This window comes from Tangfeifania diversioriginum, assembly GCF_900141875.1.
Classification (GTDB): Bacteria; Bacteroidota; Bacteroidia; order Bacteroidales; family Prolixibacteraceae; genus Tangfeifania; species Tangfeifania diversioriginum.
Map to the genome: position 1 here is coordinate 136569 of NZ_FQZE01000002.1, position 12879 is coordinate 149447.

Annotated in this window: 13 protein-coding genes; 5 read left to right on the forward strand and 8 right to left on the reverse strand. The window is 42.9% G+C overall.

Annotation, left to right across the window (positions count from 1 at the left end):
- Window positions 1-21: 21 nt before the first annotated feature.
- From BUC07_RS01800 to BUC07_RS01825, 6 genes are read right to left on the reverse strand one after another with little or no spacing between them, the layout of a single operon-like run.
- On the reverse strand, window positions 22-855 hold the full coding sequence (locus tag BUC07_RS01800; RefSeq protein WP_073164665.1) for a phytoene/squalene synthase family protein: 834 nt from the start codon (window positions 853-855) through the stop codon (window positions 22-24).
- Window positions 842-2323 (reverse strand): phytoene desaturase family protein, encoded by a 1482-nt coding sequence (locus BUC07_RS01805; RefSeq protein ID WP_073164667.1) that lies wholly within the window; start codon window positions 2321-2323, stop codon window positions 842-844. The genes BUC07_RS01800 and BUC07_RS01805 overlap by 14 nt, the downstream gene beginning before the upstream one ends.
- A 13-nt stretch (window positions 2324-2336) precedes the next feature.
- On the reverse strand, window positions 2337-3065 hold the full coding sequence (locus BUC07_RS01810; protein ID WP_139279436.1) for a hypothetical protein: 729 nt from the start codon (window positions 3063-3065) through the stop codon (window positions 2337-2339).
- Entirely contained in the window at window positions 3041-4132 is a 1092-nt protein-coding gene (locus BUC07_RS01815) for a glycosyltransferase family 2 protein (protein ID WP_073164670.1), read from the reverse strand. Before BUC07_RS01815 ends, BUC07_RS01810 begins: the two co-directional genes overlap by 25 nt.
- 1 nt (window position 4133) lies before the next feature.
- The gene (locus tag BUC07_RS01820) at window positions 4134-4757 is read right to left on the reverse strand and encodes a lysophospholipid acyltransferase family protein (protein ID WP_073164673.1); all 624 of its coding nucleotides are present in this window, start codon (window positions 4755-4757) and stop codon (window positions 4134-4136) included.
- Window positions 4758-4759: 2 nt separating this feature from the next.
- Window positions 4760-5404, reverse strand: coding sequence for a carotenoid biosynthesis protein (locus tag BUC07_RS01825; RefSeq protein WP_139279437.1), 645 nt, complete (start codon window positions 5402-5404; stop codon window positions 4760-4762).
- A 128-nt stretch (window positions 5405-5532) separates the two neighbouring features.
- Here BUC07_RS01825 and BUC07_RS01830 point away from each other — a divergent pair, with 128 nt between their 5' ends.
- Window positions 5533-6807 carry an outer membrane protein assembly factor BamB family protein gene (locus BUC07_RS01830; RefSeq protein WP_073164679.1) on the forward strand — a complete coding sequence of 425 codons (1275 nt, stop codon included), beginning with the start codon at window positions 5533-5535 and terminating at the stop codon, window positions 6805-6807.
- A 428-nt stretch (window positions 6808-7235) separates the two neighbouring features.
- Here the strand turns inward: BUC07_RS01830 and BUC07_RS01840 are convergent, their stop codons facing one another.
- A complete protein-coding gene (locus BUC07_RS01840) occupies window positions 7236-7625 on the reverse strand; it encodes a DUF302 domain-containing protein (protein ID WP_073164685.1) in 390 nt (129 codons plus the stop codon).
- 391 nt (window positions 7626-8016) lie between these two features.
- Here BUC07_RS01840 and asnB point away from each other — a divergent pair, with 391 nt between their 5' ends.
- From asnB to BUC07_RS01855, 3 genes are all read left to right on the forward strand, one after another.
- Entirely contained in the window at window positions 8017-9726 is a 1710-nt protein-coding gene (asnB, locus tag BUC07_RS01845) for an asparagine synthase B (protein WP_073164688.1), read from the forward strand.
- 269 nt (window positions 9727-9995) lie between these two features.
- Entirely contained in the window at window positions 9996-11090 is a 1095-nt protein-coding gene (locus BUC07_RS01850) for a TlpA disulfide reductase family protein (RefSeq protein WP_073164692.1), read from the forward strand.
- 83 nt (window positions 11091-11173) lie between these two features.
- Window positions 11174-12085 (forward strand): DMT family transporter, encoded by a 912-nt coding sequence (locus BUC07_RS01855; protein WP_073164695.1) that lies wholly within the window; start codon window positions 11174-11176, stop codon window positions 12083-12085.
- 89 nt (window positions 12086-12174) lie between these two features.
- Here the strand turns inward: BUC07_RS01855 and BUC07_RS01860 are convergent, their stop codons facing one another.
- Window positions 12175-12570, reverse strand: a complete 396-nt coding sequence (locus tag BUC07_RS01860; RefSeq protein WP_073164697.1) for a hypothetical protein — start codon at window positions 12568-12570, stop codon at window positions 12175-12177.
- 51 nt (window positions 12571-12621) lie between these two features.
- Here BUC07_RS01860 and BUC07_RS01865 point away from each other — a divergent pair, with 51 nt between their 5' ends.
- Window positions 12622-12828: a C1orf53 family protein gene (locus tag BUC07_RS01865; protein WP_073164700.1), complete on the forward strand. Its 207-nt coding sequence runs from the start codon at window positions 12622-12624 to the stop codon at window positions 12826-12828.
- Window positions 12829-12879: the final 51 nt, after the last annotated feature.

Consider the following 12879-nt stretch of genomic DNA (forward strand, 5'->3'; position numbering starts at 1 on the left):
AAAACAGAATTTCGATAGTAATCAAATCATTCCCAATTTATGTCTGATCAGGTTATTTACAAAAAGCATCAGTTTTGTTGGATTGGAAATCCGGTAGCGTTGTGTCAAAATATCGTCGGCAGTGGTTTTTTTTATTTTTTCAAGTAGCTTAAGGTAATAAGTATAGGCAAGAAAAACGCCCAGCCTGACATCTCTGTTCAGTTCTTTTATTCCGGAAAGGGCTTCTTCAAAGTCTGCAGCAATATCGTTTTCAATCTCTTTTTTCTGTTCTTCCGAAAAATTTTCAAACTCAATTCCCGGGAAGTAGATTCGCTTGTTTTCAATGTAATCGGCACGAATATCTCGTAAAAAATTCACTTTCTGGAAAGCTTCGCCTAGCTTTCGGGCGGGATGAACCAGTTTGTCAAATTCCTTATTACGATTTTTGTAAAACACCCGCAGGCACATCAGGGCCACCACCTCTGCCGAACCGTAAATGTAGCGGCTGATTTCCTCCTGGTTGTACTCTTGATGTGTCAGATCCATTTCCATACTGTTCAGGAAGGCATCAATATATTCATGGTCGATATTATATTCATTCACCACATACTGAAAACTGTGCAGAATGGGATTGGTACTGAATTGGTCGTTAATGGCTTTATAAGTTTCCTCGCGCAGGTTTATTAATAGTTTTTTCTGGTTGTGATTATGAAAAGTGTCAACAATTTCATCGGCAAAACGCACAAAGCCGTATATGCCGTAAATGCCCGGCCTGTATTTTTTTTTAAACAACTTTATGCCAAGCGAAAACGATGTGCTGTAATTGTTTGCAGTTATTCTGCTGCAATCGAAAGCATTTTTATCATACAGTTGCATTGTGTTTTTCAATTCGTTCAACAGCCAGTTTCGAGCTAATTATCACCATGGGCAACCCCGTGCCCGGCAAGGTTGAAGCTCCTGCGTAAAATACATTTTTAAATTCTTCGTCATAATTTTTTGGTCTGAACCCTCCAATCTGGTTCATGTCGTGGGCCAGCCCGAGTGCACTTCCTTTGTGCAAGTTAAACTGGTCGCGCCATTCTTCGGGCGTGTAAATGGTTTGGGTTATAATTTTTTGCTGAATATCAACCCCCACCCGTTTGCTGAAATCGCTGATGATGCTGTTCACAATTTCTTCGCGGTCGTTCCAGTTGGACTTGTATCGCAAATCGGGAACCGGACAAACAAAAAACAGGCTTTCACAACCTTCGGGGGCGCAGTCGCTGTTGGAATGCGACAGCACATTCACATAATAGTAGGGTTTTTCAAATGAGTCGGGATTAGTGAAAATTTTGTTTGCATACTCCTTAAAATTACTTCCCAAATAATAATTGTGGTGTTTTACGTTCTGCAATTTTTCACTTATGCCCAGGTAAAAAGTAAGGGTTCCCATCGTCCATTTCATTTTATCGAGCTTTTCTTCAGCGAATGAAGGACGGTTAAAAATATGTCCCCTGAACCAGGCTGCATCGGCATTAACAAGAAATATGTCGGCTTCCCATTTTTTTCCGTTGGAGTCAGTAAGGTATTCCAGTTGGTTTTTTGAAGCTTTAAATCCAGTAATTTCGGTATTGTAATGAATCTTTATGTTTTGTTTTTTTAGCTCATCGCACAATCCTTCCACAATTTTGTACATGCCGCCTTCCACGTTAAAATAGCCGTTGTGGATAAATTCGGTGTACGAAAGCATTGAATAAATTGCAGGTGTGTCGAATGGTGTGCGGCCCACAAAAAAGGCGACCAATGATAAAATCTGCTTCACTTCCTCGGAAGTAAAATAGGTAGAAACCTGCTGCCAGAAACTGCGGAAAAGCACAGGTAAAAGTGTGGGCGGGGCCTGCATTAGTGTAAAAAAATAATGCATCAGCGAGTTGTAATTTCGGCGAACCACCAGGTCAACGGTGCCATCAAAAAGTTTCTGGCCTGCCGAAAGGTATTTTTTAATTTTTTCCTCTAAGTCGGGTTCAACATCTTTGAATTCTTCGGCCAGTTTTGCCAAATCTTTATACATGGTGTAGGTTTTACCTGTAGAAAGAAAGTTAACAGTGTAAAGTGGATCGAGCTCAACAAATTTGAATGGCATTTCAATTCCGGCATCTTTAATGAATTCGTCAAATTCGTAGGACATGCTGAAAAAACTCGGACCTACATCAAAGGTAAAACCATCTTTTTTCAACTGGTTTAAACGGCCGCCGGCTTTGTTGTTTTTTTCAACCAGTTCCACCTGGAATCCGCGTCGTGAAAGGCGAAGAGCTGCTGCCAGCCCGGCAAGCCCACTGCCCACAATCAGTACTTTTTTTGCCATGTATATAAATATCTTATTTTAAAGACGGTAACAACTCATTTTTTACCCAAATAAACCGAGGTTCAATATTAAGGGCTTTTTTATAAAATAACAATGCCTTTTCCTCATTTCCTTCATGGTTTTCAATTTGACCGACAGTAGCCAGTAAATTCAAATACATCCATTTTTGGGTTTGCTTTTCTTCCTCCTGTTTTTCAAAAATTTCAATTGCTTTTAAATAGTAATGCATTGCCTTTTCTGTTGAACCGCCAAACATTTCGGGCATGTGGTTCCAAATATTCCCCATTTCAATGTTGGCCTGCAAGTTTGTACTGTCTTTTTCAATGGCCATCTCGGCATGATCCATGCTTTTTGGGCCGAAAAACGGTGCCCTCCAAAGGCTGAGTCCGATTTTAAAACCATAGGCCGCTGCATTGTAGGCGTGGTAATTGGCGGTTTCTCCTTTTTCTTTTTTCAAAAGTTCGAGGTTTTTTTCCATCATTTCCAAGTAGTGCCTGGCATCCTTTTTTTTGTCGTTCCCCAGGCACCAGCCAATGTAACCGTACTGGTAATTTATCAGATCCAACAGGTTGACAGCTTCAGTGCTTTTTTTGCTTTCCATTTCATCTACAGCAGCTTCCCAGTTCTCCATTTTTCCGGAAATAAATGACTCGTAAATATTTGTGCTGTAGTTGTTTTGAGCAACTGAAAACAAACTGAAGCATACAAACAGGAGCATTAATCGATATCTCTTCCTTTCCATTGGTTTTTTTTCTGTTTTTTGTTCAGATAAGATAGAAAAACAATCGCACCCATTAAAAGTTGTTGAGGTATTGCAAGAAACAAATTTTGCCAAACAGACTGTTTACTGGCCACCGAAACAAAAATTTTCAGGGCAATTGCCATTGCGAGCGTGACAATCATAAACACCGGCGGGAGAAAAAACAGCACGACAAAAATTCCGAATGTCCCAAACAACCAATATAAAAAAGCAGCCAAATGGCTGCCGCCAAAAAATTCAGCTACGTTTTTGGCGAATCCCTGCATGGCATCGTCAAACCCCAGGTACATCCTGCAACTGATGGTTTCGTTGCCCGTCATACATTGCATTTTTTGTCCTTCCAATTTATACATGCGTGCAATTAAAATGTCTTCAACCGGATGTTTCTTTACTTTTTCGTGCGGTTGAATTTCCAGATAGGTCTCTTTTTCAAAAAGCATAAACTGGCCGTTGGCTGCTGCCAGCGAAGGTCTGCTGCTTTTGCGGGTGAGCACCATTGGCAGCAGCGACAACAAAATGCTGTTCATCACCGGAACGGTAATTTTTTCGCCGGTGGTTTTCATAATTTGTTTTGGGAAAATAGAAAGCAGTTTCAGCCGGTGTTTTTGCATTTGTACAATCGAGCTTTCAATCACACCCGGCAAAATGCGCACATCGGCATCGAGGAATAAAAAATAGTAGCCTGTGGCATGAAGGGCCAGGTTGTGGCACGCGTTGTTTTTGCCGAGCCAGCCCTCGGGCAATCCCGTTGATTCAACCAGCCTGAAACGTTTATCATTTTTCGAAAATGATTTAACCAGTCCGGCCGTGTTGTCGGTCGATTGATCGTTAAAAACAACTACTTCAATATTTAGGTAGGACTGTTCTTTCAGGTCATTTAGTATGTTTACGATGTTTGCTTCTTCGTTGCGGGCAGGAATCAGAACCGAAACCAGGGGTGTGCTTTGCGGTGTTCGTTTTTTCAGCACCGGTGAAAAAATAATGTTGACCAAGGCCACGCAAAAGCGCAGCGCATAAAACAAAACAACCGTGTAGGCGAGGTAAATCAAATTAATTGTCCTTAAAAGTTATGTTCTTCTTAAAGCACTCTTCGTAAAAATCATTATAATCTTTTTCAATACCGGCCAATGTTTTTCTTTCGTAATCGTAGGTTTTGTAATAAATATACAGGTTGGGCTTCACCGAATCGAAATATTCCGTAAGATTTACAATGAACACCATCTCAACTTTATTGGGAAGCTTTTTCAGTATCCAGTCCAGCCCCTTTTCAAAGTGCAGCGGGTGCTGGTATTTCGATTCAAACTGCCCTTGCGGAAACAGGGCCACCATATTTCCGGGGTCTTTAAGTAATTCAACCGAGTATTGTAATGAGCGAACCACATCTTTCGAATTCTTTCTCAGGGAGAAAACGCCACCCTGGTTCAAAATCTTATTTTCAACCAGTTGTTTTTCTTCCATCAAAATATGGAATTTTTTGCCGAACTGTTTTTTGTTTAACGATGCGATGAAAAAACCGTCCCACCAGCTAAAATGGTTGGCAATAATCAGCAAAGGACGTTTTTTGTTTTTCAGGTTACCGTTTATCCTGATTTTGTTGAAATGCATTTTAATGCGCATCCAGCCGTACCAAACCAGAAAAGGAGACAAAAACCAGTGGTGTTTTGCTTTTATCATGATTAACTGAGCCTAAAGAATAGCACTAAAATAACAAAAAACAGAAACTGGATAATGAAAACCGGTGCGGCCAGCGCATTGGTAAAAGAAACTTTTGTTTTTCGGATGAGCAGGTGAAAAAGAAATGCAAACCCGAACCAGGCGAGGTAATTCTGCAACGGAATAGTTCCCCCGTTCCAGCTCCACATGTCCAGTCCCGGAGCAACCTGTTCCATCACCAAATCGTAACCTACCATCATCAATGGCCCGGCAATGAGTCGGATGATTTCTTTTTGAAAAAGCTGGTCGGAAATTACTGTGGTGCAATAAACCAGCATGAGCCAGTTGAGCCCAATCATTAAGGGCGTTTCAAAAATTTTGGGCCCCAGCCCTTTTCCGTAAATATAATCTCCGAAAAGCAACCCTGTATTCACTCCAATCGCTTCTGCAACAAAAGAGACTACGTAAATCAATCCGAAAACAATCAGTGTTTTGCTGCTGAACCGGGGTTTGTGAAACCAGATTATAAACGCCGCACTGAGCAGTAACGCAAACGGGGTGAGCATTCTGAAAAAATTATGCGTGAAGGGAATTGTAAATCCCAATACCCCAACTGAGTAAAACAGAATCAGAAAATAAGTGGCGTATCTTGCGGTCTTTTGTTTCAAAATGAATGTGTTTTGGGGGCTAATTTATATTTTATTTTTGTTTCGTGGTGAATGGGTGAATGTGGAAATGTTATAATTTTGTATTCTTTTTTTTACTTTAGTCACCAAATCAACTTAAATCTATAATCATGATTAGCCGCTTGCTTGTTTCAATTGTTTCTTTGTTGTTTTTAAGTGCCTGCAATACTTCAGAATCCGGAAAAAACTGGACCCATTTCAGAGGATCGGAAATGAATGGCCATGCAAATGTGGAAACCGCGCCACTAAATTGGAGCGATTCTGCCAACATCGTTTGGAAAGTTCCGGTTGAAGAAAAAGGCTGGTCATCGCCTGTGGTTTTTGGCGATCAAATCTGGCTGACATCCGCCTCCGACGACGGCACTGAATTTTACACGCTTTGTTTCGATTTTGAGAGCGGAGAACTGTTGAACAAACAAACCGTGTTTACGTGCGATGACCCGCAACGCATCCACAGCACCAACTCGTATGCTACGCCCACACCGTGCATTGATGGTAACTTTGTGTATGTGCATTACGGCACATTTGGAACCGCCTGCATAAACACTGATAATTTTGAAGTGGAGTGGAAGCGCGAAGATTTGAAAGCAGAACACATGCAGGGGCCGGCATCTTCGCCCATTCTTCATGAAAATATGCTGATTTTGCATCTGGAAGGCACGGAAAATCCGTATGTGGTGGCGCTCGATAAGAAAACCGGCGAAACCATCTGGAAAAGTGTTCGCCCGGCAGATATTTATGACCCGCTGGAACCGGTTTACCGGAAGTCGTACCAAACGCCCATTGTGATTGAGGCGGATGGGCGTGAGCTCCTAATCAGCAACGCCGCATTTATGTGTTTTGCCCACGATGTAAATACCGGCGAAGTGGTCTGGACCATCGAATACGGGTACGATTCAACCGTGAGCCAGCCGCTTTACTGGAACGGACTGGTATTTGTTAATTCGGGCTGGATATTTTTAGACAACGTACCCTATTTTACGCGGCAGTTTGCAATTGATCCCACCGGCGAAGGCGATGTGACCGAAACACATGTGAAATGGATGTACGAGGATGAGGTGCCGCAAATCCCCACTCCGGTAATTGTGGACGGGAATATGTATATGGTACACGACCGCGGAATGGTCACCTGTCTCGATGCCATGACCGGCGAACCAATATGGAAGGAAAAACTGCGCGGCAATTTCAATGCGTCGCCCATTTATGCGGCTGGCAATATCTACTTTTTTAATGTGAAGGGCGACTGCACCATTATCAAGCCCGGTGAATCGTTTCAAAAAGTAGCCGAAAATAGTATCGGTGAAACAGTGAAGGCAGTTCCTGTTTTTGTGCGGGACCGGATGATTCTGCGCACGGATAAGAATCTTTATATGATAGGAAATTGAACTTTGGCCGGTTGAACTGGTGTCAATTAGAACGTTGAGCTGGTCACTCTCAGTGACCTTCTTAATAAATAGTAGCAATACTGCAAATTTATTCACCAGCTGACTTCGAGTCAGCAGGTGAACTTTCCGTGGAAAACCACGCAGTGGTTCTGCAACAATAGCCGCGGGTAAAGCCCGTGGAGTGAACCGGCATCTCCTCCCGAACCCGGAACGGGTTCAATAAGGAAAAAATAACTGTTTGATTTGGTTGAATCCTTTCAGGATTCTTTTGATCCCAAACTTCTGAACCCCGGATTGCATCCAGGGCTATTGTTGTCCAATCCTTTCAGGATTTTTTCGAGTCAGCAGGTTAAGATCCACCGGCTGGCATACAAAAAAACAGGAGCCCCGTTTCCGGAACTCCTGTCATTATGCATTTTCTAATTGAACTACAAATTGTCAATTACCTTTTTTAGCCGGCTTTTTATTTCAGCGGCCACTTCCTGAACTGTTTCGTTCTTTACTTCTGCCATGGAAACAACCGGGTCAACCGCCGCTATTTCCACTTCTCCCTGCTTAAGTTCCTGAACGACCACGCTGCAAGGTAACAGCACGCCAATATTTTTTTCGCTTTCAACTGCCTTGCGGGCAAACGCAGGATTACAGGCTCCCAGAATCCGGTATTTCCTGAAATCAACATCGAGTTTTTGTTTGAAAATTGAATGCATTTCAACATCGGCGGGTAAGCCAAATCCTTGTTTTTGAAGTTCGCTTGTTACCAGTTCAATTACGTCTTCAAAACTTTTTCCTTTTACTACAGTGTTTAAATAATAACTCATATCATTTTGCTTTTTTTGTTAAACAATTTACAGTTACAATGTAAACAAATTAAGTGGTTTAACGTTCAACCCGATTTTCTGATTCATTCGCTTCCGAATAGAAAACCCGGCAATAAAGGCACGCGGCAAGTTCAATTATTTGCATTCTTCGTGAACTTAGCGTTGTTTGTGCGAAAAATTTTGCTGCCCGGCATAGACTATTCTACTAATCCCTTAAAGAATTACACATTTGGTGTCAGTCTGGTCTATTATTTAATGGTAGTTGAATAATTTTACTAAATGTAAATTAAATGCTATAAAAATGAGAAAATATCTATTGTTTGTTTTGTATTGTTGTCAAAGTGTTTATATTTGACAAAAATTCAAATAAAATCATTTAATTATAAAAGATATGTGTGGAATTGTATGTGCATTTGATTTAAAGAGTGACCCGCAGGTTTTGCGACCGCAGGTGCTGGAGATGTCGAAAAAACTGCGGCATCGCGGGCCCGACTGGTCGGGTATTTATTGCGGCGAAAAAGCAATTATCGCTCACGAGCGGCTTTCGATAGTTGACCCCGAATCGGGAGGTCAGCCCCTGTACAGTAAAGATCGGAAACTGATTTTGGGCGTGAACGGCGAAATTTACAACCACCGCGAAATCAGGAAACAGTTTGAAGGGAAATACGAGTTTTTAACTGGCTCCGACTGCGAAGTCATTCTGGCGCTGTACAGTGAAAAAAAGGAAAAGTTTCTCGACGATATGAACGGCATTTTTGCATTCGGGCTTTACGACGAAGAAAACGATGCCTGGCTGATTGCCCGCGACCATATCGGAATTATTCCGCTTTACCAGGGCTGGGACCAGCACGGAAACTATTACGTGGCTTCGGAACTGAAAGCGCTGGAAGGTTACTGCACAAAAATTGAAGAATTTCCGCCGGGACACTATTATTACAGCAAAGACGGTGAACTGAAACGCTGGTACGAGCGCGACTGGATGGAATACGAAAATGTAAAAGACAATCCGGCTGATATCGATGAATTGTCGCAGGCACTGGAAGATGCCGTACATCGCCAGCTGATGTCGGATGTACCCTACGGGGTGCTTCTTTCCGGCGGTCTGGATTCGTCCATTACATCGGCACTGGCCAAAAAGTTTGCTGCCCGGCGAATTGAAGAAAATGACCAGAAGGATGCGTGGTGGCCCCAGCTGCATTCATTTGTAATTGGCCTCGAAGAATCCCCCGATTTGGAAGCTGCCCGCGAGGTGGCCGAAGAAATTGGAACTATTCATCACGAAATAAATTATACCATCCAGGAAGGTTTGGATGCTATTCGTGATGTAATTTACCATATCGAAACTTTTGACGTAACTACTGTGCGGGCTTCCACTCCCATGTATATGATAGCGCGCGTGATAAGATCGATGGGTATTAAAATGGTGCTCACCGGTGAAGGCGCCGACGAAATTTTTGGCGGATACCTTTATTTCCACAAAGCGCCCAATGCGGAAGAGTTTCACAAAGAAAGTGTGCGGAAAGTGAGCCGGCTGCATTTGTACGATTGTTTGCGCGCCAACAAATCGCTGGCATCGTGGGGCGTGGAAGGCCGCGTGCCGTTCCTCGACAAAGAGTTTATTGATGTGGCCATGCGTTTTAACCCCGAAGCCAAAATGGCAAAGGACGGGAAAATTGAAAAATGGTGCCTCCGGAAAGGGTTTGAAAAATATCTGCCCGAAAGCGTGGCGTGGCGGCAAAAAGAGCAGTTTTCCGACGGTGTTGGCTATGGCTGGATTGATACCCTGAAAAAAATAGCCGGCGAACAGGTAACCGATGAAATGATGGAAAATGCCGCATTCCGGTTCCCGGTTAACACGCCGCAAAACAAGGAAGAATACATGTACCGCGCCATTTACAGCGAGCACTTTCCGTCGGATCAGGCGGCTGGCTGTGTTCCCTCGGTGCCGTCAATCGCTTGCAGTACCGGCGAGGCTCTGGCCTGGGACGAATCGTTCCAAAACAATGCAGATCCCTCGGGGCGTGCGGTGAATACCGTGCATTCGAAAGGAACAATATTTCAGGATATTAAACGAAAACAAGCAGAGAAGGTAAGTGTGTAAATTTGAAGCCGTTCTGTGTCTGCAGGGCGGTTTTTTATTTTTCGTAGAATTGAATTCCTGCTCGGTTAATATGCTCCAATAAATCAGGTTTTTCAATTTGATGAAAAATAGGCATTAACTTCAAAACAGTACTAAATGCCTGTTATTTTATGCGAATCAGGTTTTTCATTCCCATTTATTAAATGCAGTTCCCAAAAAAATATTTTCAATATGTAAATGATTTCCTATCTTGCAGCAAAATATCACATTAGATTTAATATTATTTGAAAATGAAAAAGTTAGCAGTTTTTATTATAGCCATTGCCTTTTTTGCGTGTAGTCAGCAAAAAGACGGATTTGAAATCACAGTTGAACTGGAAGGTGCCGAAGGCCAGGTTTTGCTCGAAAAGCGCGGGGAGTCCAACTGGGTTCCGGTTGACACAGCCGATATAGTTGACGGCGTTGCCGTTCTCGAAGGCAAAGTTGAGGCACCGGAAGACCATTACATTTCATTGCTTGGGCAGCGTGCCAAAACCATTGTTTTTGTTGAGAATGCTGATATCATGGTAACCGGCAAAGTTGATTCACTGGCAAATGTTGAAGTTACGGGCTCTGCCACTCACGATGAATACAGCAGCGTGAACCAGCAAATTCAGGAGATTGGCGATGAATACATGGCCATTTACCAGCAGGCCCGCGAAGCAGGTGCACAAGGCGACACTGCAAAAGCGCAGCAGCTCATGGATGAAGTAAACGAACTGTATGAAAGCACCACAACTTTACAGGCCGATTTTGTGAGGAGCCATCCCGGCTCTTATGCGTCACCTTATTTTATTTCGCGCGTTCAGTATGGTATGGAACTGGATGAACTTGATGAGTTGGTAAATTCACTCGATCCGAAACTGGAAACAGTGCCCGCAATTGTAGCTTTAAAAGAGCGTATTGAAAAACTGAAAACCGTTGCCGTGGGACAAACTGCACCCGATTTTACCATGAACGATACCGAAGGAAATCCGGTAACTTTTTCGGATGTTTATTCGCAGCACGAATATACACTTCTCGATTTCTGGGCAGCTTGGTGCGGGCCCTGCCGGCAGGAAAATCCGAATATTGTGTCCGTTTTTAACGAATTTAAAGACGATGGTTTTTACGTGTTCGGCGTTTCGCTCGACCGCGAAAAAGAGGCCTGGCTGAAAGCCATTGAAGACGACAATCTCACGTGGGCACACGTTTCTGATTTATCGTACTGGAATAATGCTGCCGCACAAATGTACGCTGTAAATTCAATCCCATCCAGCTTAATTGTTGACAAAAACGGTACAATTGTCGCCAAAAACAAACGCGGAGAGGAGCTGGGCGAAACAATTCGCGAATTATTGAATTAATTTTTCGACAACAGAATATTTAAAAGCCTTTCGGAAGAAGGGCTTTTTTTATGCACGGAAATACTACATTTGCCCACTGAAAAATGCAGGATTATTTTGGTGAAATAGCAGGCGTATTAACCGCTGTATTCTGGACGGTTACCAGCATGGCTTTCGAGTCGGCAGGAAAAAAAGTGGGCTCGCTGGCCGTTAACCTTATCCGGCTGGTAATGGCCTTCTTTTTCATTGGTGCCTACAGTTGGATTGCCCGCGGTTTTTTCTTCCCTTCCGATGCCAGTCTTTTTCAGTGGCAGTGGCTGGCGCTTTCAGGGCTGGTGGGATTTGTAATTGGCGATTTGCTGCTTTTCCAGGCTTTTGTGGTTGTGGGGGCACGAATTTCAATGCTGATAATGGCACTTGCCCCGCCATTTGCCGCTTTGGTGGGATGGCTGCTTTTGGGCGAAGTGCTTGATTCACAAAGCTGGCTGGGAATGGCGGTTACCATGGTCGGGATCGTCATCGTTATTTTAAAACGTGAGCGTTCAACCCAAAACGGTTCAATTGTCAGAAAGTTAACTTCCAGCTATTCAGTTCCGGGTATTTTACTGGCCCTTGGAGGCGCAATAGGGCAGGCAACCGGGCTGGTGCTCAGTAAAAAAGGAATGGGTGAGTACGATGCATTTTCTGCCTCCCAAATCAGGGTGCTGGCCGGAATTGCAGGTTTTTCAATTCTATTTATTTTCATGAAACGCTGGCCATGGGTGTGGACGGCGTTAAAACACGGCTCAGCCATGAAACGGATTACCCTGGGGGCATTTTTCGGACCTTTTCTGGGCGTGTCATTCTCGTTACTTGCCGTGCAACATACTTCTGCCGGAATTGCAGCAACTCTGATGGCTATTACCCCGGTGCTTATTATTGCACCTTCAGTAATTATTTTTAAAGAAAAAGTGAACTGGAAGGAAATTTTGGGCGCAGTGGTTACAGTTGCAGGGGTAGCAATGTTTTTTCTTTAGAATTGAAAAATTGTGAAATTGAAAAATTGTCAAATGGTTAAATTGCAGAAATGTCGAATTGAAAAATCGTTATTGGGGTTAATTTTTTTTCAATTCAAATACTCACGCAACTCAGCCAGTTTCATTTGCCGATCCATTGAAAAGCTGGTGCTTTCGCGGTCAACTTTATCCAGTAAGAAGTAGGATTTTCTGAAAAAATCAAGTTTTTGTTCCGCACTTTCTGCCAGTTCTCCCTGCTCTTTCAAAACAAAGGCAATCATCTCCAGGTGGTCATTGGTAAATTTCTTTTCCGAAACCAGATAATCGAGAAACGACTCAATATTCTTTTCCTGAATTTTTGTTTCCAGTTTCAGGTAATTGTAAAAATACCGGATTTGCTCCCCTGCTTCTTCCTTCTGACCTTTTTTTCTGAAATTGAATATTTTCTGAATGACATCGAAAAGCATCATTAGCTGGCGCATCAAATAATCGCGTTCAATTCCCATATTTCCAATAATTTTGATTTAAATTTATGGTTTATTTTGAAGAGCAGTGCCATGAGCTACGAAGAATATTATTTTGATGACAATATCAGTTTTAGCGATGGCCTTGTGGAAGGCAAGGACTTTTACCTTGAGAATGGTTACAGGGTAATGACCAGCGAATTTTTAACCCGTCGTGGTTTTTGTTGCGCAAACGGTTGCCGGCACTGCCCTTACTGGCCAAAAGCACAAAAAGGAAACACACGACTACGTGAAAAATGAGCTGGAATAGAATGTTGATTTTTTGAAGCAGCCTGGTAAGATTCACATTGA